The sequence below is a fragment of the Nocardioides oleivorans genome (assembly GCF_004137255.1).
Classification (GTDB): Bacteria; Actinomycetota; Actinomycetes; order Propionibacteriales; family Nocardioidaceae; genus Nocardioides; species Nocardioides oleivorans.
The window spans coordinates 712,183-737,033 of record NZ_SDWT01000001.1 but is presented as its reverse complement, the minus strand read 5'-3'; the positions used below and the strand labels follow the sequence as shown (position 1 = coordinate 737,033).

The following is a 24,851-nucleotide window of genomic DNA, read 5'->3' as shown; positions in this document are numbered from 1 at the left end:
TAACGCCTCTGTCGCTCCGCTGGGGCGAGGAGGCAGGATGGGGGAGGTGACGCGGCTGACGAAGAAGGTGACCGACCGCCTGCGAGGCGTTCCCGAGATCGACCCGGTCGAGGACGACCCGGAGGTGGACGGCTCGGCCCACGCGGCCGCCGGCGTGACGGCCGTGGCCGTCGCCATGCGCCGCGCGGTCGGCCAGATGGGCCCCGTCCGCACCGCGCAGACACTGCTGAAGATCAACCAGGTCGACGGCTTCGACTGCCAGGGCTGCGCCTGGCCCGACCCGGACGCCGGTCACCGCCACGCGGCCGAGTTCTGCGAGAACGGCGCGAAGGCCGTCGCCGAGGAGGCGACCAAGGAGCTGCTCGACCGCGACTTCTTCGCCCGGCACTCGATCGCCGACCTCGCCGGCAAGTCGGAGTACTGGCTCGGCAAGCAGGGCCGGATCACCGAGCCGATGGTCCTGCGTGCCGGCGCCACCCACTACGAGCCGATCTCGTGGGACGACGCCTTCGCGACCGTCGGGCGGCACCTCAACGCGCTCGACGACCCCGACCAGGCGGTGTTCTACACCTCCGGCAAGGTCTCCAACGAGGCCGCCTTCGCCTTCCAGCTCTTCGTCCGCTCCTTCGGCACCAACAACATGCCCGACTGCTCGAACATGTGCCACGAGTCGAGCGGCACCGCGCTCGTGGAGACGATCGGCATCGGCAAGGGGTCGGTCAGCCTCGACGACATCCACCAGGCCAAGCTCCTCGTGGTCGTCGGGCAGAACCCCGGCACCAACCACCCCCGGATGCTGAGCGCGCTCGAGGAGGCGAAGGGCAACGGGGCGAAGATCATCTCGATCAACCCGCTGCAGGAGGCCGGCCTCGTCCGCTTCAAGAACCCGCAGCACGCCAAGGGCGTGGTCGGTGGCGGCACGGCGCTCTCCGACCTGCACCTGCCGGTGCGCATCAACGGCGACCTCGCCCTCTTCCAGGCGATCGGTCACCTCCTCGTCGAGTGGGACGCGCTCGACCACGAGTTCCTGGCCGAGCACGCCACCGGCCTGGAGGACTACGTCGCCCACGTCGCCGACCTCGACTGGGAGCAGGTCGAGCGGGCCACCGGGCTGACGCGTGCCCAGATCACCGAGGCGGCGACGTACTTCCGCGACTCCCCGGCGACCATCACCTGCTGGGCGATGGGCATCACCCAGCACCGCAACGCCGTCGGCACGATCAAGGAGATCGTCAACCTCGCCCTCCTGCAGGGCAACATCGGCAAGCCGGGGGCGGGGGTGTGCCCCGTGCGCGGCCACTCCAACGTCCAGGGCGACCGCACCATGGGCATCTGGGAGCGCGTGCCCGACCACTTCCTCGACCGGCTCGACGCGGAGTTCTCCATCACCTCGCCGCGCAAGCACGGCCACGACACGGTCGCGGCGATCCACGCGCTCGAGGACGGCGAGGCCCGCGTCTTCTTCGCGATGGGCGGCAACTTCGTCGGTGCCAGCCCGGACACCGAGGTCACCGAGAAGGCGATGCGCAACGCCGCGCTGACCGTGCAGGTCTCCACCAAGCTCAACCGCTCGCACGTCGTCACCGGTGGCGAGGCGCTCATCCTGCCGGCCCTCGGTCGCAGCGAGAAGGACATGACCGGTGGTCGCGAGCAGCGGGTCACCGTCGAGGACTCGATGTCGGCCGTGCACGCCTCGAAGGGCCCGCTGAAGCCGGCCTCGCCGCACCTGCGCTCGGAGGTCGACATCGTCTGCTCGACCGCCCTCGCGACCCTCGGGGCCGACCACGTCGTGCCGTGGGCCGCCCTGAGGGCCGACTACACCGAGATCCGTCGCCGGATCGCTCGCGTGGTCCCGGGCTGCGACGACTACGACCGCCGCGTCGACACGCCAGGCGGCTTCGTGCTGCCGCACCCGCCGCGCGACAGCCGCACGTTCACCACGACCTCCGGGAAGGCGGTGCTCAGCGTGACGCCGGTCGAGGTGCTCCAGGTGCCCGAGGGCCGGCTGATCCTCCAGACGCTGCGCTCGCACGACCAGTTCAACACCACGATCTACGGCCTCGACGACCGCTACCGCGGCATCAAGAACGGTCGCCGGGTGGTGTTCGTGCACCCCGACGACGTCGCCGCGCTGGGCTGGTCCGAGGGCGACGTCGTCGACCTGGTGGGCGAGTGGACCGACCCGCGCACGGGCGACTACAGCGAGCGGGTCGCCCGCGACTTCCGCATCGTCGGCTACGACCAGCCCCGCGGTTGCGCGGCCGCCTACTACCCCGAGACCAACCCGCTCGTCCCGCTCGACCACACGGCCGAGGGCAGCCGCACGCCGGCGTCGAAGTCGCTCGTCGTCCGGCTCGCGGAGCGCGGCACGTGGCACGCCGGGGGCGAGGCGAGCGACAGCGGCGGCGCCGGCCGCAGCGACGTACGGCCCCACCACCTGAGCTGAGCCCGGCCATCTCCGTGGACTCCGCCACACGGATTCGCCGGGGCGGGTACGGTGGCGTGCGATGACCCCGCACATCGACGTGCTCACCTCGCGCGAGGTCCCTCTGGGCGGTCCCCGGGCCATGCGCGTACGCCGCACGCTCCCGCAGCGCCACCGCTCGCTCATCGGTGCGTGGTGCTTCGTCGACCACTACGGCCCCGACGAGGTCACCGAGACGGGTGGCATGGTCGTCGCGCCGCACCCGCACACCGGGCTTCAGACCGCGAGCTGGCTCTTCGAGGGCGAGATCGAGCACCGCGACTCGGCCGGCAACCACGCGACCGTCCGCCCCGGCGAGCTCAACCTGATGACCGCGGGTCGGGGGATCAGCCACTCCGAGGTCTCCACCGCCGGCACCGAGGTGCTGCACGGCGCCCAGCTGTGGATCGCGCTGCCCGACGGCAGCCGCGACACCGACCCGACCTTCGAGCACTTCGCGCCGAGGCCGGTGCGCGGGCCGGGCTGGGAGGCGCGGGTGTTCCTCGGCTCGCTGCTCGGGGCCGAGTCCCCGGTCACCACCCACACGCCCCTGCTCGGCGCGGAGCTGATGCTCGCGACCGGCAAGACGCTCGAGATCGAGGTCGACGAGGGCTTCGAGCACGGCGTGATGCTCGACGTCGGTCTCGTCTCCGTCGACGACGTCGAGCTCAAGCCCAGCGACCTGGCCTACGTCGCCACGGGCCGTACGACCCTCACCATCACCGCGCTCGAGGAGTCGCGGATGCTGGTGCTCGGGGGTCCGCCGTTCGGCGAGGCCATCGTGATGTGGTGGAACTTCATCGGTCGCACCCACGACGAGATCGTCGGCTACCGCGAGGAGTGGCAGGCGCAGCTCGCCGACGGCCGGCAGGTCGACGGACGCTTCGGCGTGGTCGACCTCGACATGGACTCCATCCCGGCGCCCGAGATGCCCAACGTCCGCCTCAAGCTCCGGCACTGACGCCCCTGTCGGTGGCGTGCGCGAGGATGCCTGCGTGGACACCGGAATCGGCCCCGTCGTCGGCGACGACGGCATCCCTCGCTGTCCGTGGGGGGCGAGCTCGGACGTCTACGTCGCCTACCACGACACCGAGTGGGGCGTGCGCGTCGCGGGCGAGGCCGCGCACCTCGAGCGGCTCACGCTGGAGGCGTTCCAGTCCGGTCTCTCCTGGCTGACGATCCTCAACAAGCGGCCCCGCTTCCGCGAGGTGTTCGCCGGGTTCGACGCCGACACGGTCGCGGCCTACGGCCCACGTGACGTCGAGCGGCTGATGGCCGACACCGGCATCGTGCGCAACCTCCGCAAGGTCGAGGCCGCGATCACCAACGCCCGCGCCACCGTCGCCCTGCGCGACCGGGGCGGGCTCGAGGACCTCATCTGGTCCTTCCGGCCCGAGCCGGGCCCGGCCCCGGTGCTGACCGGCGACGTGCCGACCACCTCGCCGGAGTCACTGGCGCTGTCCAAGGCGCTCAAGAAGGCCGGGTTCGCGCACGTCGGCCCCACCACGATGTATGCCCTGATGGAGGCCATCGGCCTCGTCGACGACCACCTCGCGGGCTGCCACCGCCGCGGCACCGCCTGAGGTCAGAGCGGCGTGCGCCAGACCGACACGTGGCTCTCGGAGTCGTTGGTGAAGGGCGCGCCGTGCCAGTCGGCGACGCGCTGCTCGAGGTCCATCCCGGCGAGCTGGGCCATCAGGTCGCACTCGGCCGGCCAGATGTAGCGGAAGTTGCTCGCGCCGTAGGTCACGGAGCCGTCGTCGTGCCGGTGGTAGTGGTGCGAGGTGCCCTGCTGGGTGGTCATGTCGTAGGTGTCGAACCCCGCGTGGTGCCGTCCGACGTGGAACGGCACGGCCTCCTGGCCGGGCGGGAACCGTCGGATCCCGGGCACCCACAGCTCGACGACGAACCGGCCACCCGGCGCGAGGTGGGCGGCCGCGTTGCGGAAGACCGCGACCTGCTCGGCCTGGGTGCGGACGTTGCCGATGCTGTTCCACACGACGTAGACCAGGCTGAACTCCCCGGGCACGGTCGTCGTGGCCATGTCGCCGACGGCCACCTCGAAGCCGGGGCGCTTCTCGAGGAGGCGGTCGGCCATCGGCTGCGAGAGCTCGATCCCGCGCACCGCAAGGCCCCGGTCGAGCAGCGGGATCGCGACCCGTCCGGTGCCCACCGCCAGCTCGAGGACCGGTCCGTCACCGGCGAGGCCGGCGAGGAAGTCGACCGCGGGGTCGAGCACCTCCGGCGCGAACATGAACGCCGAGCTGTCGTCGTACGACGCCGCGCTCTCGGCGTCCCAGTAGTCGCTGCTGCTCATGGTCACCACGCTGCCCCGAAGCGCCGCCCGACGCCACCGAAATGGCCCGTCCGGGCGTCGCCGACAGGACCCGGATCCACGCTCGGAAGCCGCTGTTCGGAGCCGATTTCTCATCGCGGCGGGGCGTGTGTATCGTTCTCCGTCGTTGCCCCTTTAGCTCAGTCGGCAGAGCGTCTCCATGGTAAGGAGAAGGTCTACGGTTCGATTCCGTAAAGGGGCTCTGGGTCGGACCTCCTTCACGGGCGGTCGGGCCTCCGCGGCGGGGTAGCTCAGGTGGTTAGAGCACACGGCTCATAATCGTGGTGTCGCGGGTTCGAGTCCCGCCCCCGCTACCACCAAATCTCCGCTCCACCAGCAACCCAAGGATCTCCGATGGCCAGCAAGAGCTCTGACGTTCGCCCCAAGATCACGCTCGCGTGCACCGAGTGCAAGGAGCGCAACTACATCACCAAGAAGAACCGTCGCAACGATCCCGACCGGATCGAGCTGAAGAAGTTCTGCCCGCGCTGCCGCAACCACACGGCGCACCGCGAGACCCGCTGACGCTGTTCTTCGTCGCACCCGACCCGTCCGAGTCCTCGGACGGGTCGTCGTGCTTTTCCGGAGGTCGGCCTCGGCGCGTCTGGTCGCGGCTTCACGGCTAGGGTCGTGGCATGCCTGTGGACCCCTCCCTGGTGGGGCGCGAGTTCCCCGCGCCGGCACCCCTGACCGTCACCCCCGAGCGCGTCGCCGCCTTCGCCGCGGCCGTCGGCCACCCCGGTGGCGACGTGCCCCCGACCTTCCCGATCGTGCTGGCCTTCGACGCGATGATGGCGTTCTTCGACGCCGAGCAGGTCGACCTGCACCGCATCGTCCACGGCGAGCAGCGCTTCGCCTACGCCCGCCCGCTGGCGACCGGCGACGAGCTCAGCGCGACGCTCACCGTCACCGGGCTGCGCCAGATCGGCGGCGCCGACATCATCGCCACGGCCAGCGAGATCACCGACGCCACCGGCGCGGTCGTCTGCACCGGCAAGGCCACGCTCGTCCACTCGTCGGGATCGGAAGGTGCGCAGTGACCAGCCCGATGCAGGCCGGGGACGTCCTCGAGACCAGGACCTTCACGGTCACCCGCGCCGACCTGGTGGCCTACGCCGCTGCCAGCGGCGACCAGAACCCGATCCACCAGGACGAGGAGGTCGCCCGCAGCGTCGGCCTCCCCGGCGTGATCGCGCACGGGATGTACACCCTCGCCCTGGTCGGCCGTGCCGTCGCCGAGTGGACCGGCGGCGCCGAGGTCGTCGACCTCGGCGCGAAGTTCACCAGCCCCGTCGTCGTGCCCGCCGAGGGTGGCGCCGACGTGGTGGTCGCCGGCTCGGTCAAGTCCGTCGCCGACGGGCTCGTCACCCTCGCCCTCGAGGTCACCTGCGAGGGCCAGAAGGTCCTCGGCATGCCCAAGGCAGTCGTGCGTGCCTGAGCTCCGCGACCACACCACCCTGCGGCTGGGCGGTCCCGGTCGCGAGTGGGTCCGCGCCACCACCGAGGACGAGCTCGTCGCCGCGGTCAGCGAGGCCGACGCGGCCGGCACCCCGGTCCTCGTGCTCGGCGGCGGCTCCAACCTCGTCGTCGCCGACGCCGGCTTCGAGGGCCGCGTCGTCGAGGTCGCCACCACGGGTGTGAGCGCCGACGTGGACGACTCCGGCGACCCGTCGTGCTCGGGCGCGACCGTGACGGTCGCCGCCGGCGAGTCGTGGGACGCCCTCGTCGGGCTGGCGGTCGAGCGCGGCTGGATCGGGATCGAGGCGCTGTCGGGCATCCCCGGCTCCGTCGGCGCGACCCCCATCCAGAACGTCGGCGCCTACGGGCAGGACGTCGCCCAGACCATCGCCCGCGTGCGGGTCTGGGACCGGACGCTCCGCGGTGTCCGCTCGTTCGCCGCCGCCGAGTGCCGGTTCGGCTACCGCTCGAGCCGCTTCAAGGCCGACCCGGGCCGTCACGTCGTCCTCGACATCACCTTCCAGTTCCGCCAGGCCTCGCTCGCGACCCCGGTGCAGTACGCCGAGCTCGCCCGCGCGCTCGACGTGGCCGAGGGGCAGCGCGCCCCGGCTGCCGACGTACGCCAGGCCGTGCTCGCGCTGCGCCGCGGCAAGGGCATGGTCCTCGACGCCGACGACCACGACACCTGGTCGGCCGGCTCGTTCTTCACCAACCCGTTCCTCACGCCGGAGCAGGCCGCCGCCCTGCCCGCGGATGCCCCTCGCTGGGAGCAGCCCGACGGCACCGTCAAGTCCAGCGCCGCCTGGCTCATCGAGCACGCGGGCTTCGGCAAGGGCTACGCCAGTGCGGCCGCGGGGGAGCGGGTTGCCCTGTCGTCCAAGCACACCCTCGCCCTGACCAACCGCGGCGGCGCCTCCACCGAGGAGCTGCTCACCCTCGCCCGCGAGGTCCGCGACGGCGTGCGGTCGCGCTTCGGCGTCACCCTCGTCAACGAGCCCGTGACGGTCGGCTGCGCCCTCTGACCGGGGGTGGGGAGGTCAGCCGAGCCAGGCGGCGATGTCGCGCTTCGCGGTCGCCACGACGTCGGACGGAGCCCGGGAGGCCTCGAACGACATCTCCGCCAGCCGGGCGAGGGTGGCGTCGTCGAGCTCGTGGGCGGCGCGCATCGTGGCGTACTGGCCGGCCAGCCGGGAGCCGAACAGCAGCGGGTCGTCAGCACCCAGCGCGACGGTCGCACCGGCCGCGAGCAGCTGCGGGAGCGGCACCGAGGTGAGGTCGGAGTAGACCCCCAGCGACACGTTGGAGACCGGGCACACCTCGAGCGCGACGCCCGCCTCGACGATGCGGTCCAGCAGCGCCGGGTCCTCCGCGCTGCGGACGCCGTGGCCCAGGCGCTGCGCGCCGAGGCTGTCCAGGCACTGGCGCACGTGGTCGGGGCCGCGCAGCTCGCCTCCGTGCGGCGCGAGCAGGAGCCCGGCGCGCTCCGCGATCCGGAACGCGCCCTCGAAGTCGGCGGTGGTGCCGCGGCGCTCGTCGTTGGAGAGCCCGAAGCCGACCACGCCCCGTCCGGCGTACTGCCCGGCGAGCCGGGCCAGCGTGCGGGCGTCGAGCGGGTGCCGGGTGCGGTTGGCGGCGATCACCACGGCGATCCCGAGCCCGGTGCGCTCGGAGGCGTCGCGCACGCAGTCGAGCACCAGGTCGGTGAACGCGGTGATCCCGCCGAAGCGCGCCGCGTAGCCGCTCGGGTCCACCTGGATCTCCAGCCACCGGCCGCCGTCCCGCACGTCGTCCTCGGCCGCCTCGAGCACGAGACGTCGTACGTCGTCGGGCGTGCGCAGCACCGAGCGCGCCACGTCGTAGAGCCGCTGGAAACGGAACCAGCCCTTCTCGTCGGCCGCGCTGAGCTGCGGGGGCCACTCCTCGACCAGGGAGTCCGGCAGCAGGATGCCGTCGCGCTCGGCGAGCTCGAGGAGCGTCGCGTGGCGCATCGAACCGGTGAAGTGGAGGTGCAGGTGGGCCTTCGGCAGGCGGGTCACGTCACCGAGCCGCCGCACGTCGTCCGCCATGCCCGGCATCGTAGGCACCTCGGTTCGACCCGACATGGGTCGGCCCCGTATGCTTCCCGATTGGTGGTTTCGCCAGATGCTTCGGCATGCCCCCAGCGATGGGGATCGACCACCGGAGGGCACTAGCTCAACTGGCAGAGCATCGGTCTCCAAAACCGAAGGTTGGGGGTTCAAGTCCCTCGTGCCCTGCGAGAAGCACTGCAACTCAGCAACGACGAGAAGGTGGATGACGTGGCCGACGGCAACGCGGTTCAGGACCGGCGCGACTCGCGCGGCGACGACCGTGGGCGCACCAGCCCTGCCACGTTCCTGCGCCAGGTGGTGGCCGAGCTCCGCAAGGTCGTGTGGCCCACCCAGCAGCAGCTGATCACCTACTTCTTCGTCGTGCTGGTGTTCGTCATCGTCTTGATGATCCTGGTGACGGTGCTCGACCTGGCGTTCGGCAAGCTGGTCTTCGAGCTCTTCACCGGCGGCAGCAGCGTCCAGTGACGACGGGGGACCCCGTCCCCCACACCCAGCAACGAACTACGGAGTGAGACGTGTCTGACAACTTTGACGTGGACCAGGTCGACGACCAGGTCGAGACCGACGTCGAGGAGACCCTCGAGGACGACCTCGCGGGCAGCGAGGACACGGTCGACGAGTCCACCGGGTCCACCGAGGCCCCCGAGCCCACGGACGACAGCGCCGACGAGGACTCCGACGACGACGCCACCGAGGACTCCGACGACGACGCCACCGAGGACTCCGACGAGACCGCCGAGGAGAACGACCCGCTCGAGGCCTTCCGCCGCGAGCTGTGGGCCAAGCCCGGCGACTGGTTCGTGGTGCACACCTACTCCGGCATGGAGAAGCGGGTCAAGCACAACCTCGAGAACCGCATCATCTCGCTCAACATGGAGGACTACATCCACGAGATCGTGGTCCCCACCGAGGAGGTCGCGGAGATCAAGAACGGCCAGCGCAAGATGGTCACGCGCACCGTCCTGCCCGGCTACGTCCTGGTCCGCATGGACCTCACCGACGAGTCCTGGTCCGCCGTGCGCCACACGCCGTCGGTCACCGGCTTCGTGGGCCACAGCCACCAGCCCGTGCCGCTGAGCATGAGCGAGGTCGAGGACATGCTCGCCCCGGCCGTCGTGGCCGTCGCCGAGGCCGAGGCCGCCGCCTCGGGCGAGAAGGGCTCCTCCACCACGCCGCGCAAGCCGGTCGAGGTCGCCGACTTCGACGTCTCGGACTCGGTCATGGTCGTCGACGGCCCGTTCGCCACGCTCCACGCGACGATCACCGAGATCAACGCCGAGTCGCAGCGCGTCAAGGCGCTCGTCGAGATCTTCGGCCGCGAGACCCCGGTCGAGCTCTCCTTCAGCCAGATCCAGAAGGTCTGAGCCCCGAAGGCCGAGCCTGCGAGGACTTCGCAGGGCGAAGAGGTTGAGGAGCGTCGGCCCGGACGCGCTGCGAAGCGAGGGGCCGGGTGACGCGTCTCGAAACCGGCCCGTGAGATCCCGATTTCACGGTGAGCCCGGACCAGGGCGACAATGAACGAGCAACAACCCGTGGCAGAGGGCAGGTGCCCTCGTCATGACCACACGAGAGAAAGAAGAAGGCAATGCCTCCCAAGAAGAAGATCGCCGCACTCGTCAAGGTGCAGCTGCAGGCCGGTTCGGCCACCCCGGCCCCGCCGGTCGGTACGGCGCTCGGCCCGCACGGCGTCAACATCATGGACTTCTGCAAGGCCTACAACGCCCAGACCGAGTCCATGCGCGGCAACGTCATCCCCGTCGAGATCACCATCTACGAGGACCGCACGTTCGACTTCATCACCAAGACCCCGCCGGCCGCCGAGCTCATCAAGAAGGCTGCCGGTCTCTCCAAGGGCTCCGGCGTCCCGCACAAGGAGAAGGTCGGCAAGCTGACCAAGGACCAGATCCGCGAGATCGCGACCACCAAGCTGCCTGACCTCAACGCCAACGACATCGACGCGGCCATGAAGATCGTCGAGGGCACTGCGCGCTCGATGGGCGTCACGACCGACAGCTGAGCGAGCCTGCGAGCTCGTCAGCAAGTACCACGTGGGAGAGCCGCGCTGGCTCCTTAACCACATCCTTCGCACCAGAGAAACGAGAAGACCATGCAGCGCAGCAAGACCTACCGCGCGGCGGCAGAGTCGTTCGACCAGGACGAGATCTTCGCCCCGCTTGCGGCCATCAAGATCGCCAAGGGCAGCTCCAAGAAGAAGTTCGACGAGACCCTCGACGTCGTCATGCGCCTGGGCGTCGACCCGCGCAAGGCCGACCAGATGGTCCGCGGCACCGTCAACCTCCCGCACGGCACCGGCAAGACCGCCCGTGTCCTGGTGTTCGCGAACGCCGACAAGGCCGACGCCGCCCGTGAGGCCGGCGCCGAGTTCGTCGGTGGCGACGAGCTGATCGAGAAGGTCGCCGGCGGCTGGCTCGACTTCGACGCCGTCGTCGCGACCCCCGACATGATGGGCAAGGTCGGTCGCCTCGGCCGCGTCCTCGGCCCGCGCTCGCTCATGCCGAACCCGAAGACCGGCACGGTGACCCCCGACGTCGCCAAGGCCGTCACGGACATCAAGGGCGGCAAGATCGAGTTCCGCGTCGACCGCCACGCCAACCTGCACTTCATCATCGGCAAGGCCTCGTTCTCCGAGACCCAGCTCGCGGAGAACTACGCCGCGGCGCTCGACGAGGTGCTCCGCCTGAAGCCGGCCAGCTCCAAGGGTCGCTACATCAAGAAGATCACCGTCTCCACGACCATGGGCCCCGGCATCCAGGTCGACCCCAACCGGGTCAAGAACGTCGCTGCCGAGGACGAGTCCGCCGAGGCCTGATCCACCGCAGCCTGTCGGCCCGGTCGCCCCTCGGGGCGGCCGGGCCGTCCTGCATTTCGCGACCCGCGCCGTTTCGGTGTGGAACCATCGGGTAGGAAGGCGTCGGGCATCGTGCCCCGCCCAGCGATCTGCCCATCCACGTCCTGCCAGGAGATCCACCATGCGCATCACCCCTCTCGCCCGCCGCCTCGGCACCGCTGCACTGGTGCTGACCATCGGCGTCGGCGTCACCTCCTGCAGCAGCGACGACTCGGGCGCCTCCGACTCCCCGAGCTCGGCCACCGACGAGAGCACCGACGCGGGCACCGACGCCAGCGAGTCCCCGAGCGAGGAGCCGAGCGAGACGACCGCGGCGCTCGCCGAGCTGTCCGGCGCCGACTTCTACCCGTCGGTGATGGCGGCGATGAAGGACGCGGAGACCTTCAACTTCACCACCACCTCGGGCGCGTCCGGCCAGACCCAGGAGATGACCGGGCAGGCCCGCTTCGGCGACGACGGCGTCGAGATGAAGGCCTCGAGCGCCGGCGCCCAGGCGATGGAGCTGATCTTGCTGGACCAGGTGATGTACATGAAGTCGCCCGACCTCGGCACCGGCGACAAGTGGATCAAGATCGACCTGAGCGACCCGAACTCGCTGTTCGGCATGATCGGCAAGGCCACCGACCCCGAGGTCATGTTCAAGGCGATGGAGGAGCCGAAGAAGCTCGAGCTGGTCGGCTCCGAGGAGGTCGACGGCGTCGAGACGAACCACTACCGGATCACCCTCGACCCCTCGAAGTACCTCGACGCGATGGGCTTCCCGGCCTCGATGGCCGAGATGCTCCCCAAGGAGCTGGTGACCGAGATGTGGGTCGACGGCGACAACCTGCCTCGCAAGTTCTCCCAGACCATGGAGATCCCCAGCGCCAGCGGCGGCTCGCCCACCAGCCAGACCAGCGAGGGCACCTACACCGACTTCGGCACCGACGTCGACATCCAGGCCCCGCCGGCCGACGAGGTGACCGAGGACTTCCCCGGCGCCTGATCCGGCCCGGAGGAGGTCACTCCACGAAGACGCGCTCGTCGATCAGCTGCTCCTTGACCTCCGCGCCCTCGGACTCGTAGCGGCCTTGGTCGAAGCGCGTGCGGAACTGGAGCACCACGCCGTCGCGGCCGAAGCGGTTCTTCTCCACGGAGAGGACCGCGAAGTCCTTGAAGCGCTCGGCGTTGTTGAGGTCGTAGGTGAGGTGGTGGCGCGCGACGATGTCGAACTTGTTGTTCAGCACCATCACCACGTCGGCCTCGTAGGCCAGGGCGCTGGAGCCGCGCAGGTCGTTGGCCCGCATCCGGCGACCGGAGCGCAGCGCCTCCTTGTCGGCGGCCGCGATCGCGAGGACCGGGGCACCGATGTCGATGGCGAGGTCCTTGAGGCCCTCGACGATCTCGGTCGACTTCGCCTCGTCGCCCGACTGGTGCGACTTCACCTTCTGGAGGTAGTCGACGACCACGAGCGGCACGCTGCCGGCGATGTCACGGACGGTGTCGATCGTCTCCTGGATCGCGACCAGGTCGGTCCGGGTGCCGGTCGAGCGGTGCAGGAAGAGCATGTCGGCGTACTGCTGCATGCGGGCGAGCGCCTCGGAGCCCGCCGGCACCGACTCCATGCGGTGCTCGAGGGAGCTGACCCAGAGGTCGTCGAAGATCGAGCGGATGTTGTTCACCCGCACCATGTCGGACTCGTCGAGCTCGCCGGCCTCGAGGGCCAGCAGCTTCTGGGTGATGTCCTCGGCGTCGTGCTCGTAGGAGAAGTAGAGGACCGGGCGACCGCTCGCGGCGTTGTTGCGGGCGATCTGGAGCGCGAACGTCGACTTGCCCATGCCCTGCGGCCCCGCGAGGAGCAGCAGCGAGCCGGCACGCATGCCGCCGCCGATCTGGGGGTCGAGGCCCCCGAATCCGGTCTTCCACACGCGTCCGGCCGCGTTGCGGCCGGTGAGCATGCGCTCGTCGCTGCGCGCGAGCGAGACCCCGACGGTCGTGAGCTGGTCATCCACCCGACCATGGAACCAGTCACGGGCGTCGGCGGCAGGAGAATGCCGGAGTTCGGGGCGTGAGCCGGCTCGCGTCCGCGCCGATTTGGCGGCTCCCGGGCTGCGGCGTACTGTTCCATCTCGAAACCAGAGACCGCAGGTGGTCACGGGCTCCTCGCCCGAGACTGAAGGCTCGCAGCAGCGAGCGGCCCGCGCAGGGGACAGAGCAAGCGATCTGATCGCACCAACGCCCTGAGCCTGCGCTCGGGGCGTTCGTCTTTGTGGGCCCGAGACCGGTGGTCAACCCCGGAAGGAGACCCATGGCGCGGGCAGACAAGACTGCCGCCGTTGCGGAGATCGTTGACTCGTTCAACGACTCGGCCGGCGCTGTACTGACCGAGTACCGCGGGCTCACCGTGAAGCAGCTGCAGGACCTGCGCCGCTCCCTCGGTGAGAACGCCAACTACGCCGTGGTCAAGAACACGCTGGCCAAGATCGCCGCCACCGAGGTGGGCATCGAAGGCTTCGACGACCTGCTGGTCGGCCCCACCGCCATCGCCTTCATCAATGGAGACGTGGTCGAGGCTGCCAAGGGTCTGCGTGACTTTGCCAAGGCGAACCCCGCCCTTGTGATCAAGGGTGGAGTCCTCGACGGCAAGCCCCTCGACGCGGCAGAGGTGGCCAAGCTGGCCGACCTCGAGTCGCGTGAGGTGCTCATGGGCAAGCTGGCGGGCGCGATGCTCGCGAGCCTCTCCCAGGCCGTCTACCTGCTCAACGCGCCGATCGCCCAGGCCGCCCGTCTCGCGGGTGCGCTCCAGGCCAAGGCCGAGCAGGACCCCACGATCCTCGCAGGTGGTGCCGGCACGCCGGCTGCTCCGGCTGCCGAGGACGCCCCGGTCGAGGAGGCCGCTTCTTCGGAGGTAGCTGACGAGCCCGAGGCGACCGACGAGGCTGCCGAGCCGGCCGCCGAGTCCACCGACGCCTGAGCCCAGGCCGACGTACACCACCTGAAACCCCGGCGCGGTCGCACCTCGCGGCAGCGCCACAGACGAAAGGTTTGCCATCATGGCGAAGCTCAGCACCGACGAGCTCCTTGAGGCCTTCAAGGAGATGACCCTCATCGAGCTCTCCGAGTTCGTGAAGCAGTTCGAGGACACCTTCGGCGTCACCGCCGCCGCCCCCGTCGCCGTGGCCGCCGCCCCGGCCGCCGGTGGTGCCGCTGCCGGCGCCGACGCCGCCGAGGAGAAGACCGACTTCGAGGTCGTCCTCGAGGCCGCCGGCGACAAGAAGATCAACGTCATCAAGGAGGTGCGCGCCCTCACCTCCCTCGGCCTGAAGGAGGCCAAGGACCTCGTCGAGGCCGCGCCCAAGACGATCCTCGAGAACGTCGACAAGGCTGCCGCGGACAAGGCGAAGGAGGCCCTCGAGGCCGCCGGCGCCACCGTCACCGTCAAGTGACGATCCGCTAGTCGCACCACGAGGGGCGGTCACCGAGAGGTGGCCGCCCCTCGTGCCATTCCGGACGACAATTCGTGGGCCCGAGGGCCTGTCGTCACGCGCCCGTACGCACTAGAGTTGGCGACGTCGGATGCGCATCACGAAACGAGTCGCATTATGCGCAACAAGCAGTCGGCGGCCACGCTGGTCCGTCTCCTGAAGAACGCCCGCTACGAGGTGCTGCCCACGGCCACCACCGAGGACAAGGTGCTTGAGCACCTGCCGCGCGACCGCACCATCACGGTGACGGCCTCGCCCTCGAAGGGACTGGACGCCACCTTCGACCTCGCCGAGCGCCTGGCCGGGCACGGCTACACCGCGGTCCCGCACATCGCGGCGCGGATGGTCACCGGTCGCACCGAGCTGTCCGAGATCGTGGACCGGCTGTCCGGCAAGGGCATCACCAGCGTCTTCGTCCCCGGCGGCGACGCCGAGGCTGCCGGTGACTATCCCGACGCACTCGCGCTGCTCGAGGACCTGAAGGACCTCGGCTCGCCCTTCGCGCACGTGGGCATCACCGGCTACCCCGAGTCGCACCCGACGATCCACGACGACCTGACGGTCCAGTCCATGTGGGACAAGCGCCGCTACGCCACCCACATCGTCAGCAACCTGACCTTCGACCCGGCCGTCGTTAAGGACTGGGTACGACGCCTCCGCGCCCGCGGCGTCACGATGCCGCTCCTGCTCGGCATCCCCGGGCCCGTCGAGCGCACGAAGCTGCTGGGCATGGCCACCAAGATCGGCGTGGGCGAGTCGACCAAGTTCCTCGCCAAGAACAAGGGGCTCTTCGCGCGCCTCGCCGCCCCCGGCGGCTTCACCGGCGAGAGCTTCCTGGAGAAGTGCGCGCCCGCGCTCGGCGAGGACGGCGCGCTCGTCGAGGGCCTCCACGTCTTCACGTTCAACCAGATCGGCGAGACCGAGGCCTGGCGCACCGACATGCTCGAGCGGCTCCGCGGCTCCTAGGGAGCGGGGGAGACGAGGTCGGCGATGGCGGCCTCGAGGCCGTGGTCACCCGTCTCGACGACGGTCAGCGGCAGGCCGATGCTCGCCGCTGCCTGCTCGGCCAGCGCGCGCAGGTCGTCGTCGGGCGACTGGGCCAGCCACACGACGCGCGTGTAGTTGCCGAAGTAGGTGTCCCGCAGCTCCGGGTAGCGGTCCAGGCCCATCTCCTGGATCACCGTGCGCCCGAACGAGCGCACCAGGAAGTCGGTGAGCAGGTAGGTCCCCGGCTGCTCGTCGAAGAACCTCTCGAGGCGGGACGGGCCGGCGTACACGTCGTAGCAGTGCAGTCCCGGCAACCGCTCCAGCCCGAGCTCGCGGCACACCTCGTCGAGCGCGCCGTAGGTCCCGCAGTCGGCGTAGCCGATCACCACGCGGCCGTAGGTCGCGCCGAGGTGGAGGGCGAGCTCGCGCACGTCGTGGGCGATGCGGTCGGGATGGTTGTGGAGCAGCGGGGGGAGCGGGTGCACGTCGACGGGCCAGGCGTTGCGCTCGACGACGGCAGCGGCCGGCTGGGCGATCGCGCCGCAGGCGATGATCGCGGTGCGACCCGAGCGATCGGGCTGGCGATCGGGAAGGCGGTCGGGGTGGCGGTCAGGGTGGCGGTCAGGGTGCCTGGAAGGAGAGCTGGTCGACGAAGGCGTCGTTGAAGTCGGGTCGGTCCGAGAGCTCGACATAGGTCACCTCCTCGAGCAGGGCCAGTGCGCCGGCCCGCTCGCGGACCGACAGCAGGGCCATCTTCGCGCCCTCTCCGGCCACGTTGCCGGCCGCGACGATGCGCAGCACCGGCAGCTGCGGCACGAGCCCGATGCGGACCGCGGAGGCGGGGGAGAGGTAGCTGCCGAACGAGCCGGCGAGCAGCACCTGCTGCACGTCGCGGTGCTCGAGTCCGAGCTCCTCGAGGAGGAGCGACCAGCCGGTCGAGATCGCGGCCTTGGCGAACTGGAGCTCGCGGACGTCGCGCTGGGAGAGGTAGACGCACTCGTTGGGCTCGGCGTCGGGCGTGGGGCGGTGGAGGATAAAGACACGCTCCTCGCCGATGCGTGCCATCCGGTCGGCCAGGGCGGGTGCGATCTCCTTGGCGTCCTCGTCGGGGACGAAGCGACCGCTCGAGTCGAGCAGCCGGACCTTCACCAGCTCGGCCACCGCGTCGACGAGACCGGAGCCGCACAGCCCCTTGGGCTCGACGTCGCCGATGACTCCGAGGGTGACCGCGGGGTCCTCGCCCTCGGCGCGGGGGTCGAGCTTGATCACCTCGATGGCGCCGTCGGCGGCGCGCATGCCGCAGCGGATGGCGCCGCCCTCGAAGGCCGGGCCTGCCGGTGCCGCCGTCGACAGGATGGTCTCGCCGTCGCTGAGCACGATCTCGCAGTTGGTGCCGACGTCGATGAAGAGCCGGGTGCGCTTGTCGCGGTCCATGCCGGTGGCCAGCATGCCGGCGACGATGTCGCCGCCGACGTAGGCGCCGAGCGCGGGGAAGAAGAAGGCCCGGGCGCGGGGGTGGACGCTGAGGCCGATGTCGGAGGCGAGCACCGATGGTGGCTGAGCGGCCGACATCACGAACGGCGCGACGCCGAGCGGCTCGGGGTCGATGCCGAGGGCGAGCGCGGTCATCGTGGCGTTGCCGGCGACAGCGACCTCGTAGACGTGGGCGGGGTCGACCCCGGCCTCACGGCAGACCTGCTCGGCGAGCTCGGCGAGCGTGCGGCCCGCAGCGTCCTGGAGCCGGCCGAGCGCCTCGGGGTCCATCATCGTGGCGCTGATCCGGGTGATCACGTCGCCGCCGAAGGGCTGCTGGGCGTTGAGCATCGACGTGACCGCCATCGGCGTGCCGGTGCTGACGTCGAGGAGGGTGCCGACGACGGTCGTGGTGCCGAGGTCGAACGCGATGGCGTAGCGCGACCCGGTCGTGTCGCCCGGCTCGACGTCGATGAGGTCCTCGTCGACGATCACGGCGGTGACCTTGAAGTCCGACTGCCGCAGCACGGTCGAGAGCCGCCGCAGGACGTGGAGGTCGGCGGTGAGCTCGAGGTCGTCGATGGCGTCGGTCAACCGGACCAGGTCGGTGCGCTGGTCGGCGAGCGTGGCCTCGGCGAGCTCGACGTACCTCTTCTGCAGCGCCGGGCGCAGGATGACCTGGCGGCCGATGCCGACGGTCGCGGCCTTCGGGCGCGTGGTCAGCGGCGGCACCTCGACCTTCAGGTCGCGGGTGGCGTGCACCAGGCAGCCGAGCCGCCAGCCGTCGGTGAGCTGGGACTCGGTGAAGGTGCGCGCGTCGTGCCGGGTGATCGGCACGTCGACGTCGGAGGTGATCTGGATCTTGCACTTGTGGCAGGTGCCGTGGCCACCGCAGGTGGAGTCGATCGCGATGCCGTTCCACGACGCCGCGTCGAAGACGGTGACGCCGGGCGGGACGCGCACGGAGCGCTGGGCGGGCGGCACGTCGGCGCCGCCCTCCGCCTTGCTGTGGACGGTGAAGGCGAGGTCCACGCGGCCGGTGCCGTCGTGGGGGACGGGCTCGGTGCCCGGCCTCTCGATCAGGCCCTCACGGGCCACGTCGGCGATCGAGAAGTCGGGCCCCTCGGGAGGCTGCGTCACGCTGTGGCCGCCTCCGCCGCCGCCTGCTTGGCCCGGTGCGCGGAGATCCACGCCATGCCCCAGTCGTCGTGGCCGAGGAACACGTCGGCGGCTCGCACCGACTCGACGATCATCGGCGTCCGGGCGTCCATGATCGCGCTGGTGAGGCCCGAGGCCATCGCCATCGGCAGCCAGGTCGCGTTGAGCGTGTGCCGACCGGGCATGCCGAACGAGACGTTGGAGGCACCGCAGGTCATGTTCACGCCGAAGTCGTCACGGATCCGGCGCATGACCTCGAAGGTGACCAGGCTGGTGCCGGTGTCGGCGCCGATGGGCATCGCCAGCGGGTCGATGACGATGTCGGCCTGCGCGATGCCGTACTCCTCGGTGGCCACGCGGATGATCTTTCCGGTCAGCTCGACGCGCTTGTCGGCCTCCATCGGGATCTCGTCGTGGTCGTTGGGGAGCGCGATGATCGCCGCGTCGTACTTCTTGACCAGCGGGAGGATCGCCGCCATGCGGTCGTCCTCGGCGGTGATCGAGTTGACGAGCGCGCGGCCCTGGTAGACCGACAGGCCTGCCTCGAGCGCCTCGACGACCGAGGAGTCGATGCAGATCGGCAGGTCGGTGAGCTCCTGGACCATCTGCACGGCCTTGGCCAGCAGCTCGGGCTCGTCGGTCAGGGGGACGCCCATGTTGATGTCGAGGACGTTGGCGCCGCCCTCGACCTGGGCCTTGACGTCGCGCTCGATGGCGGAGAAGTCGCCGGCGCGCAGCTGCTCCTGGAAGATGCGGCGGCCCGTCGGGTTGATCCGCTCGCCGATGACGCAGAACGGCTGGTCGTGGCCGATCACGACCTCCTTGGTGGCGGAGCGCAGCACCGTGTGGAGGCTCATGCCATCACCTTCGCGCGCTTGGCCTCGATCAGGGCCTTGGCGCGCCTGACGGTCTGCGAGGCGTCGGCGGCGTAGCCGTCGGCGCCGACCGCGTCGGCGTACTCCTGGGTCACGGGCGCGCCGCCGACCATCACGATGACGTCGTTGCGCATGCCGGCCTTCTCGAGCGCGTTGATGTTGGCCTTGAACATCGGCATCGTGGTGGTGAGGAACGCCGAGAAGCCGACGATGTCGGGCTGGTGGAGGTCGATGGCCTCGACGAACTTCTCCGGGGCCACCTGCACGCCGAGGTCGATGACCTCGAAGCCGGCGCCCTCGAGCATGATGTTGACGAGGTTCTTGCCGATGTCGTGGACGTCGCCCTTGACGGTGCCCATGAGGAACTTGCCGATGGTCTCGACCCCGGTCTCGGCGAGCAGCGGGCGCAGCCGCTCCATCGCGCCGGCCATCGCGCGACCGGCGATGAGCATCTCGGGGACGAAGAAGTCACCGCGCTCGAACCGCGCACCGACCTCCTCGAGCGAGGGGATCAGGGCGTCGAACAGGAGCGACTGGGGCTCCATGTCGAGCTCGAGGCCCTGGTTGGTCAGGTCGAGCACCCGCGGGGCGTTGCCCGTGAGCGTCTCTTCGTAGAGGGCCTTGAGGATCTCCTCGGGAGTCATGCGACAACCTCCTGCGTGCGAACGGATCGGTGAGAGGGCTTGGCCGGGCCGCGCAGCAGTGCCGACAACGCGGTGGACTGGTCCAGCAGGTGGCGGCCGAGGTCGTCGAGCCGTTCCTGCAGGCGGGGGGTGGGCCCGGAGATGCCCAGGGCGGCGACGACGTCGCCGTGGATGCCGAGGACCGGGACGGCGAGACCCGTCAGGCCGATCTCGAGCTCGTCGTCGGTGATGGCCCAGCCGCGCTCGCGGGCACGCAGGCCGTCGCGGCGCAGGGCGGCGCGGTCGGTGATCGTGGCGGGCGTCGGGCGCTCGAGGTCGCCCTCGGGCAGGGCCAGGTCGCTCCACGCGAGGAAGACCTTGCCGAGCGCCGAGCAGTGCACGGGCACGTCGATCTCGGTCCAGTCGCGGGTGCCGAGGAGGAAGGTGGAGTCGACCTGGGCGACCTGCACCACCCGCTCGGCGCGCGAGACGCTGAGGTGGACGGTCTCGCCGGTGGCCTCACCGGTCTCCTCCATCACGGGGCGGGCGAGGCGGACCAGCTCCTCCCACGGGTCGTGGCGGGCGGCGTAGAGCCAGAAGAGCCGGCCGGCGACGTAGGACCCGGAGTCGTCGCGCTCCAGCAGCCCGGAGCGCTCGAGGCCGGTGAGGAGCCGTGAGGTCGTGGACTTGGCCAGCCCGCTCGAGTCCTGGAGCTCGCCGAACGTCAGAGGCTCGTCGGCGTGGACGACGGTCGCGACCAGGTCCGCGGCGCGGTCGAGCGCCTGCGTGCCGGTGGCGGCGTCACTCACGACGACTCCTTCGTCCGAGGGGGTTCCCAACGAGTTCCATGATGTGGAACCTTGGTTCCACATCATGAGGCTAGAAGCCGTCGTGAGCCGCGGTCAAGGGATTCGGTCACGTCGCTCCAGCCGCCCCCGAACGAAATCTGCTGCAGGAGGACCCGTTGTTCCGCAACACGATGCCGCGCTACGAGGTGCTGTCCGAGGAAGCCATGGCCACCCTGGACAAGGGCTGGCGACGCCTGATGACCGAGATCGGCGTCGAGTTCATGGACGACCGCGCGCTCGAGCTGTTCCGCAAGGCCGGCCAGCGGGTCGAGGGCAACACCGTCTTCCTCGACCCCGACTTCGTCCTCGAGCAGGTCGCCAAGGCGCCCGGCGAGTTCGACATCCAGGCGCGCAACCCGGCGAACAACGTGCACATCGGCGGTGACTCGATGGCCTTCGGAGCGGTCTACGGGCCGCCCTTCGTGCGGCAGGGCGACGTACGACGCGACGCGACGATGGACGACTTCCGCAACTTCACCAAGCTGGCGCAGTCCTACTCCGTGCTCGACTCCGCCGGCGGTGTGATCTGCGAGCCCAACGACACCCCGCTCGACAGCCGCCACCTCGACATGACTTACGCGCTGCAGACGCTGACGGACAAGATCTACATGGGCAACGTCGTCTCGGGGGTCAACGCCGCCGACACGATCGCGATGAGCTCGATCCTCTTCGGCTCGCGTGAGGCGATCGAGAAGACGCCCGCGTCGATCTCGCTGATCAACTGCAACTCCCCGCTCCGCTGGGACGACCGCATGCTCGAGGCGCAGTTCGAGTACTCCGCCGCCGGGCAGCCGGTCGTGCTCACCCCGTTCATCCTGATGGGCGCAATGTCGCCGGTGACCATCCCGGCCGCACTGGTGCAGCAGATCGTGGAGGCGCTGTCGGGCATCGCCCTGTCGCAGCTGATCCGCCCCGGCACGCCCGTCGTCTTCGGGTCGTTCCTGTCCAACATCGACATGCAGTCGGGCTCCCCGACCTTCGGCACCCCCGAGTCCGGGCTGGGCCTGCTCTGCACCGGCCAGATCGCGCGCCACTTCGGCCTGCCCTTCCGCACCGGTGGCGGCCTGACCTCCTCCCAGGTCGCCGACGCGCAGGCGGGCTACGAGGCGCTCATGACGCTGATGCCGACCTTCCTGGCCGGCGCCAACTGGGTGATGCACTCCGCCGGCTGGCTCGAGGGCGGCCTGGTCGCCGGCTACGAGAAGTTCATCGTCGACATCGAGCTGCTGCAGATGCTCCAGCACGAGTTCACGCCCCTCGAGATCGACGAGGCCTCGATGGCCTTCGACGCCCACCAGGAGGTCGGCCACGGCGGCCACTTCCTCGGCGCGATGCACACGATGGAGCGCTTCCGCACCTGCTTCTACCGCCCGCTGCTCTCCTCATCGGAGAACTACGAGCGCTGGATGCGCAACGGCGGCAACGACGCCAACGACCGCGCCACGGTCGAGTACCAGAAGACGCTGGAGGCCTACGAGCAGCCGGCGATCGACGACGCGGTCCGCGAGGAGCTCGAGGACTACGTCATCCGCCGCCGCGCGGAGCTCGGCGACTGACGGGACGCCGAGGGCGACTACGACAGGCCGAGGATGGTCCCGTCCTCGGCCAGGTCGATCCGGGCGGCCGACGGGTCGCGCGGCAGGCCGGGCATGGTCATCATGTCGCCGCACACCACGACGACGAACCCGGCGCCGGCCGAGAGGCGTACCTCCCTGACGTGCAGCTCGTGGCCCGACGGGGCCCCGAGCGACGTCGGATCGGTGGAGAAGGAGTACTGCGTCTTCGCGACGCAGACCGGCAGGCCGCCGAAGCCGTCGCCCTCGATGCGCTGGAGCCGACGTCGGGCCTTCGCCTCCCACGTCACCTGCCCGGCGCCGTAGAGCCGGGTGGCGATCGCCTCGACCTTCGCCGTGAGCGGCAGGTCGTCGTCGTAGGTGAAGGAGAAGTCGTACGCCGACGGCTCGGCGAGGGTGGCGAGCACGCCCTCTGCCAGGGCGGTGGCACCCGGCCCGCCGTCGGCGAAGTGCGTGGCGGGGAAGGCTCGCACGCCCTCGTCCGCGACGAGCTCGACGACCCGGGCGACCTCCGCGTCGGTGTCGGTGGGGAAGCGGTTGACCGCGACCACCGCCGGGATGCCGTAGACCTCGCGGACGTTGGCGAGGTGGCGGCGCAGGTTGGCCATCCCGGCCTCGACGGCCCCGATGTCCTCGGTGCCGAGGTCGGCGAGGGCCACGCCGCCGTGGTACTTCAGGGCGCGCACGGTCGCCACCACGACGGCCACGTCGGGGCGCAGGCCCGACTTGCGGCACTTGATGTCGACGAACTTCTCCGCTCCCAGGTCGGCGCCGAAGCCCGCCTCGGTGACGACGATGTCGGCCAGCCGGAGGCCGGCGCGGGTCGCCATGACCGAGCTGCAGCCGTGCGCGATGTTGGCGAACGGACCGCCGTGGACGAACGCCGGCGCCCCGCCGAGCGTCTGCACCAGGTTCGGGGCGAGGGCGTCGCGCAGGAGGACGGCCATCGCCCCGTCGGCCCCGAGCTCGCGCGCGGTGACCGGGACCATCGCCCGGGTGTAGCCGATCACGATGTCGCCGATGCGCTGCTTGAGGTCGCCCCACGACTCGGTGAGGCAGAAGATCGCCATCAGCTCCGAGGCCACGACGATGTCGAAGCCGTCCTCGCGCGGGAAGCCGTTGGCGTGACCGCCCATCGCCACGACGACCTCACGCAGCGCGCGGTCGTTGGTGTCGAGCACCCGCTTCCACGTGATGCTGCGGACGTCGATGTCGAGCTCGTTGCCGTGGTGGATGTGGTTGTCGACGAGCGCGGCGAGCAGGTTGTTGGCCGCCGCGATCGCAGCGAAGTCGCCGGTGAAGTGCAGGTTGATGTCGGTCATCGGCACGACCTGGCTGAAGCCGCCGCCGGCCGCGCCGCCCTTCATCCCGAAGACCGGTCCCATCGACGGCTCGCGCAGGCAGGCCACCGTCCTGTGCCCGAGCCCGTGCAGGGCGTCGGTCAGGCCGACCGTCGTGGTCGTCTTGCCCTCGCCGGGGGGCGTGGGGGACAGGGCGGTGACCAGCACCAGCTTGCCCAGCGGCCGGTCGGCCAGGGACGACAGGTAGCCGATGTCGACCTTCGCCTTGTAGTGGCCGTAGGGGACCAGGTGGTCCTCGGTGATACCGAGCGTCTCCTCCGCGACCTCGCGGACGGGACGCAGGACGGCTGCGTTGGCGATCTCGATGTCGGACTGCATGGCGCTCCCTCGATCGGTCCCCGGGGTGGGGGCGGGTGGTGCGTGTCGGCTGCCTAGCGGAAGACGACCGTGCGGTCGCCGTTGCGCAGCACCCGCGACTGGGCGTGCCAGCGCACGGCCCGCGAGAGCACCTGCGCCTCCACGTCGCGGCCCGCTGCGACGAGCTGGTCCTGGTCGTAGTTGTGGTCGACCCGGAGGACGTCCTGCTCGATGATCGGGCCCTCGTCGAGGTCGCCGGTCACGTAGTGCGCGGTCGCGCCCACCAGCTTGACCCCGCGGTCGAAGGCCTGGTGGTAGGGCTTGGCGCCCTTGAAGCTCGGCAGGAACGAGTGGTGGATGTTGATCGCGCGACCCGACAGCTGGCGGCACAGGTCGTCGGTGAGCACCTGCATGTAGCGGGCGAGCACGACCAGGTGGGTGCCGGTCTCGTCGACGAGCTCCATCAGCTGCTTCTCGGCGTCGACCTTCGTCTCGGGCGTCACCGGGATGTGGTGGAAGTCGAGGCCGTAGGACGTCACGAGCGCCTCGGCGTCGGGGTGGTTGGACACGACCGCCGGGATCTCGATCTGCAGTGCGCCGGTGCTGGCGCGGAAGAGCAGGTCGTTGAGGCAGTGCAGGTGCTTGGAGACCATGATGAGGGTGCGGTAGGGCGCGGCGGCCGACCACAGCTCGTACGTCATCTCGCGCTGCTCCGCGATCGCGGAGAACGCCTCCCGGAGCTCGTCGGCACTCGTGCTCGACGGGGCGTCGAACCCGATCCGCATGAAGAAGCGATCGGTGAGGCGGTCCCAGAACTGCTGGCTCTCGACGATGTTCGCACCCCGCTCGACGAGGAACCCGGAGACGGCATGGACGATGCCGGGCCGGTCCGGGCACGAGAGGGTGAGGACGTACTCGGATCCGATGGGACCCTGGACCATGGTGTCTCCTGGGACGACGTGGGACGGGACGCGC

The 24,851-nt window shown here is 70.4% G+C and carries 26 protein-coding genes and 3 tRNA genes; 19 read left to right on the top strand and 10 right to left on the bottom strand.

Annotation, left to right across the window (positions count from 1 at the left end; all coding sequences use genetic code 11):
• Positions 1-46 precede the first annotated feature (46 nt).
• The 3 genes from EUA93_RS03555 (at position 47) to EUA93_RS03545 (ending at position 4,047) form a co-directional block, all read left to right on the top strand.
• Entirely contained in the window at positions 47-2,446 is a 2,400-nt protein-coding gene (locus tag EUA93_RS03555; protein WP_338036337.1) for an FdhF/YdeP family oxidoreductase, read from the top strand.
• A 61-nt stretch (positions 2,447-2,507) separates the two neighbouring features.
• Entirely contained in the window at positions 2,508-3,425 is a 918-nt protein-coding gene (locus EUA93_RS03550; protein ID WP_129398780.1) for a pirin family protein, read from the top strand.
• A gap of 34 nt (positions 3,426-3,459) precedes the next feature.
• Entirely contained in the window at positions 3,460-4,047 is a 588-nt protein-coding gene (locus tag EUA93_RS03545) for a DNA-3-methyladenine glycosylase I (RefSeq protein WP_242497223.1), read from the top strand.
• A 2-nt stretch (positions 4,048-4,049) separates the two neighbouring features.
• Here the strand turns inward: EUA93_RS03545 and EUA93_RS03540 are convergent, their stop codons facing one another.
• Positions 4,050-4,781: a class I SAM-dependent DNA methyltransferase gene (locus EUA93_RS03540; RefSeq protein ID WP_129398778.1), complete on the bottom strand. Its 732-nt coding sequence runs from the start codon at positions 4,779-4,781 to the stop codon at positions 4,050-4,052.
• Between the two features lie 147 nt (positions 4,782-4,928).
• Between EUA93_RS03540 and EUA93_RS03535 the strand changes: the two genes are divergently transcribed.
• The 6 genes from EUA93_RS03535 (at position 4,929) to EUA93_RS03510 (ending at position 7,279) form a co-directional block, all read left to right on the top strand.
• A tRNA-Thr gene (locus tag EUA93_RS03535) sits at positions 4,929-5,001 on the top strand.
• Positions 5,002-5,039: 38 nt separating this feature from the next.
• Positions 5,040-5,116: transfer RNA gene (locus EUA93_RS03530), tRNA-Met, on the top strand.
• Between the two features lie 37 nt (positions 5,117-5,153).
• Positions 5,154-5,324, top strand: a complete 171-nt coding sequence (gene rpmG / locus EUA93_RS03525; protein ID WP_090969093.1) for a 50S ribosomal protein L33 — start codon at positions 5,154-5,156, stop codon at positions 5,322-5,324.
• Between the two features lie 110 nt (positions 5,325-5,434).
• Positions 5,435-5,839 (top strand): FAS1-like dehydratase domain-containing protein, encoded by a 405-nt coding sequence (locus EUA93_RS03520; RefSeq protein WP_129398776.1) that lies wholly within the window; start codon positions 5,435-5,437, stop codon positions 5,837-5,839.
• Positions 5,836-6,237, top strand: a complete 402-nt coding sequence (locus EUA93_RS03515) for a MaoC/PaaZ C-terminal domain-containing protein (RefSeq protein ID WP_242497222.1) — start codon at positions 5,836-5,838, stop codon at positions 6,235-6,237. Before EUA93_RS03520 ends, EUA93_RS03515 begins: the two co-directional genes overlap by 4 nt.
• Positions 6,230-7,279 carry a UDP-N-acetylmuramate dehydrogenase gene (locus tag EUA93_RS03510; protein ID WP_129398774.1) on the top strand — a complete coding sequence of 350 codons (1,050 nt, stop codon included), beginning with the start codon at positions 6,230-6,232 and terminating at the stop codon, positions 7,277-7,279. Before EUA93_RS03515 ends, EUA93_RS03510 begins: the two co-directional genes overlap by 8 nt.
• A 15-nt stretch (positions 7,280-7,294) precedes the next feature.
• On the opposite strand, the gene EUA93_RS03505 is transcribed toward EUA93_RS03510, so the two are convergent.
• The gene (locus EUA93_RS03505) at positions 7,295-8,323 is read right to left on the bottom strand and encodes an adenosine deaminase (protein WP_129398772.1); all 1,029 of its coding nucleotides are present in this window, start codon (positions 8,321-8,323) and stop codon (positions 7,295-7,297) included.
• Positions 8,324-8,439: 116 nt separating this feature from the next.
• Between EUA93_RS03505 and EUA93_RS03500 the strand changes: the two genes are divergently transcribed.
• The 6 genes from EUA93_RS03500 to EUA93_RS03475 all read left to right on the top strand — a co-directional run bounded on the left by EUA93_RS03500 (position 8,440) and on the right by EUA93_RS03475 (position 12,201).
• Positions 8,440-8,512, top strand: a tRNA-Trp gene (locus EUA93_RS03500).
• Between the two features lie 42 nt (positions 8,513-8,554).
• Entirely contained in the window at positions 8,555-8,812 is a 258-nt protein-coding gene (gene secE, locus EUA93_RS03495; RefSeq protein ID WP_129398770.1) for a preprotein translocase subunit SecE, read from the top strand.
• 50 nt (positions 8,813-8,862) lie between these two features.
• On the top strand, positions 8,863-9,711 hold the full coding sequence (gene nusG, locus EUA93_RS03490; protein ID WP_242497221.1) for a transcription termination/antitermination protein NusG: 849 nt from the start codon (positions 8,863-8,865) through the stop codon (positions 9,709-9,711).
• 221 nt (positions 9,712-9,932) lie between these two features.
• Complete coding sequence (gene rplK / locus EUA93_RS03485) at positions 9,933-10,364, top strand: 50S ribosomal protein L11 (protein ID WP_129398768.1); 432 nt, start codon at positions 9,933-9,935, stop codon at positions 10,362-10,364.
• A 90-nt stretch (positions 10,365-10,454) separates the two neighbouring features.
• Positions 10,455-11,177: a 50S ribosomal protein L1 gene (gene rplA / locus EUA93_RS03480; RefSeq protein WP_129398766.1), complete on the top strand. Its 723-nt coding sequence runs from the start codon at positions 10,455-10,457 to the stop codon at positions 11,175-11,177.
• A gap of 160 nt (positions 11,178-11,337) precedes the next feature.
• The gene (locus EUA93_RS03475) at positions 11,338-12,201 is read left to right on the top strand and encodes an SCO4651 family lipoprotein (protein ID WP_129398764.1); all 864 of its coding nucleotides are present in this window, start codon (positions 11,338-11,340) and stop codon (positions 12,199-12,201) included.
• 16 nt (positions 12,202-12,217) lie between these two features.
• Here EUA93_RS03475 and EUA93_RS03470 read toward each other — a convergent pair whose 3' ends face one another.
• The gene (locus EUA93_RS03470) at positions 12,218-13,207 is read right to left on the bottom strand and encodes a DnaB-like helicase C-terminal domain-containing protein (RefSeq protein ID WP_129398762.1); all 990 of its coding nucleotides are present in this window, start codon (positions 13,205-13,207) and stop codon (positions 12,218-12,220) included.
• A 296-nt stretch (positions 13,208-13,503) separates the two neighbouring features.
• On the opposite strand from EUA93_RS03470, the gene rplJ reads away from it, so the two are divergent.
• The 3 genes from rplJ (at position 13,504) to EUA93_RS03455 (ending at position 15,646) form a co-directional block, all read left to right on the top strand.
• Positions 13,504-14,169 (top strand): 50S ribosomal protein L10, encoded by a 666-nt coding sequence (rplJ, locus tag EUA93_RS03465; RefSeq protein ID WP_129398760.1) that lies wholly within the window; start codon positions 13,504-13,506, stop codon positions 14,167-14,169.
• A 79-nt stretch (positions 14,170-14,248) separates the two neighbouring features.
• Positions 14,249-14,641: a 50S ribosomal protein L7/L12 gene (gene rplL / locus EUA93_RS03460; RefSeq protein WP_129398758.1), complete on the top strand. Its 393-nt coding sequence runs from the start codon at positions 14,249-14,251 to the stop codon at positions 14,639-14,641.
• A gap of 156 nt (positions 14,642-14,797) precedes the next feature.
• Positions 14,798-15,646 carry a methylenetetrahydrofolate reductase gene (locus tag EUA93_RS03455; RefSeq protein ID WP_129398757.1) on the top strand — a complete coding sequence of 283 codons (849 nt, stop codon included), beginning with the start codon at positions 14,798-14,800 and terminating at the stop codon, positions 15,644-15,646.
• On the opposite strand, the gene EUA93_RS03450 is transcribed toward EUA93_RS03455, so the two are convergent.
• From EUA93_RS03450 to EUA93_RS03430, 5 genes are read right to left on the bottom strand one after another with little or no spacing between them, the layout of a single operon-like run.
• Positions 15,643-16,359 carry a DUF1638 domain-containing protein gene (locus EUA93_RS03450; RefSeq protein ID WP_165355042.1) on the bottom strand — a complete coding sequence of 239 codons (717 nt, stop codon included), beginning with the start codon at positions 16,357-16,359 and terminating at the stop codon, positions 15,643-15,645. The genes EUA93_RS03455 and EUA93_RS03450 overlap by 4 nt on opposite strands.
• Positions 16,289-18,280, bottom strand: coding sequence for an ASKHA domain-containing protein (locus EUA93_RS03445; protein ID WP_129398755.1), 1,992 nt, complete (start codon positions 18,278-18,280; stop codon positions 16,289-16,291). The genes EUA93_RS03450 and EUA93_RS03445 overlap by 71 nt, the downstream gene beginning before the upstream one ends.
• Positions 18,277-19,155 (bottom strand): dihydropteroate synthase, encoded by an 879-nt coding sequence (locus EUA93_RS03440; RefSeq protein WP_129398753.1) that lies wholly within the window; start codon positions 19,153-19,155, stop codon positions 18,277-18,279. The genes EUA93_RS03445 and EUA93_RS03440 overlap by 4 nt, the downstream gene beginning before the upstream one ends.
• The gene (locus EUA93_RS03435; protein WP_129398751.1) at positions 19,152-19,817 is read right to left on the bottom strand and encodes a corrinoid protein; all 666 of its coding nucleotides are present in this window, start codon (positions 19,815-19,817) and stop codon (positions 19,152-19,154) included. Before EUA93_RS03435 ends, EUA93_RS03440 begins: the two co-directional genes overlap by 4 nt.
• Positions 19,814-20,605 (bottom strand): IclR family transcriptional regulator, encoded by a 792-nt coding sequence (locus tag EUA93_RS03430; RefSeq protein ID WP_165355041.1) that lies wholly within the window; start codon positions 20,603-20,605, stop codon positions 19,814-19,816. Before EUA93_RS03430 ends, EUA93_RS03435 begins: the two co-directional genes overlap by 4 nt.
• A gap of 155 nt (positions 20,606-20,760) precedes the next feature.
• On the opposite strand from EUA93_RS03430, the gene EUA93_RS03425 reads away from it, so the two are divergent.
• On the top strand, positions 20,761-22,200 hold the full coding sequence (locus tag EUA93_RS03425) for a trimethylamine methyltransferase family protein (RefSeq protein WP_129398748.1): 1,440 nt from the start codon (positions 20,761-20,763) through the stop codon (positions 22,198-22,200).
• A gap of 17 nt (positions 22,201-22,217) precedes the next feature.
• Here EUA93_RS03425 and EUA93_RS03420 read toward each other — a convergent pair whose 3' ends face one another.
• Positions 22,218-23,897 (bottom strand): formate--tetrahydrofolate ligase, encoded by a 1,680-nt coding sequence (locus EUA93_RS03420; RefSeq protein ID WP_129398746.1) that lies wholly within the window; start codon positions 23,895-23,897, stop codon positions 22,218-22,220.
• 53 nt (positions 23,898-23,950) lie between these two features.
• The gene (gene purU / locus EUA93_RS03415; RefSeq protein ID WP_129398745.1) at positions 23,951-24,817 is read right to left on the bottom strand and encodes a formyltetrahydrofolate deformylase; all 867 of its coding nucleotides are present in this window, start codon (positions 24,815-24,817) and stop codon (positions 23,951-23,953) included.
• Positions 24,818-24,851: the final 34 nt, after the last annotated feature.

Bases quoted from the DNA above. Each gene is read 5' to 3' on its own strand.
- EUA93_RS03475 (WP_129398764.1), top strand. From the start codon at position 11,338: ATGCGCATCACCCCTCTCGCCCGCCGCCTCGGCACCGCTGCACTGGTG.
- purU (WP_129398745.1), bottom strand. From the start codon at position 24,817: ATGGTCCAGGGTCCCATCGGATCCGAGTACGTCCTCACCCTCTCGTGC.
- EUA93_RS03505 (WP_129398772.1), bottom strand. From the start codon at position 8,323: ATGGCGGACGACGTGCGGCGGCTCGGTGACGTGACCCGCCTGCCGAAG.
- EUA93_RS03550 (WP_129398780.1), top strand. From the start codon at position 2,508: ATGACCCCGCACATCGACGTGCTCACCTCGCGCGAGGTCCCTCTGGGC.
- EUA93_RS03455 (WP_129398757.1), top strand. From the start codon at position 14,798: ATGCGCAACAAGCAGTCGGCGGCCACGCTGGTCCGTCTCCTGAAGAAC.
- EUA93_RS03450 (WP_165355042.1), bottom strand. From the start codon at position 16,359: ATGTCGAGCTCTCGGACCGACCCGACTTCAACGACGCCTTCGTCGACC.
- EUA93_RS03540 (WP_129398778.1), bottom strand. From the start codon at position 4,781: ATGAGCAGCAGCGACTACTGGGACGCCGAGAGCGCGGCGTCGTACGAC.
- rplJ (WP_129398760.1), top strand. From the start codon at position 13,504: ATGGCGCGGGCAGACAAGACTGCCGCCGTTGCGGAGATCGTTGACTCG.
- EUA93_RS03440 (WP_129398753.1), bottom strand. From the start codon at position 19,155: ATGAGCCTCCACACGGTGCTGCGCTCCGCCACCAAGGAGGTCGTGATC.
- rplA (WP_129398766.1), top strand. From the start codon at position 10,455: ATGCAGCGCAGCAAGACCTACCGCGCGGCGGCAGAGTCGTTCGACCAG.
- rpmG (WP_090969093.1), top strand. From the start codon at position 5,154: ATGGCCAGCAAGAGCTCTGACGTTCGCCCCAAGATCACGCTCGCGTGC.
- rplL (WP_129398758.1), top strand. From the start codon at position 14,249: ATGGCGAAGCTCAGCACCGACGAGCTCCTTGAGGCCTTCAAGGAGATG.
- EUA93_RS03435 (WP_129398751.1), bottom strand. From the start codon at position 19,817: ATGACTCCCGAGGAGATCCTCAAGGCCCTCTACGAAGAGACGCTCACG.
- rplK (WP_129398768.1), top strand. From the start codon at position 9,933: ATGCCTCCCAAGAAGAAGATCGCCGCACTCGTCAAGGTGCAGCTGCAG.
- EUA93_RS03420 (WP_129398746.1), bottom strand. From the start codon at position 23,897: ATGCAGTCCGACATCGAGATCGCCAACGCAGCCGTCCTGCGTCCCGTC.
- EUA93_RS03520 (WP_129398776.1), top strand. From the start codon at position 5,435: ATGCCTGTGGACCCCTCCCTGGTGGGGCGCGAGTTCCCCGCGCCGGCA.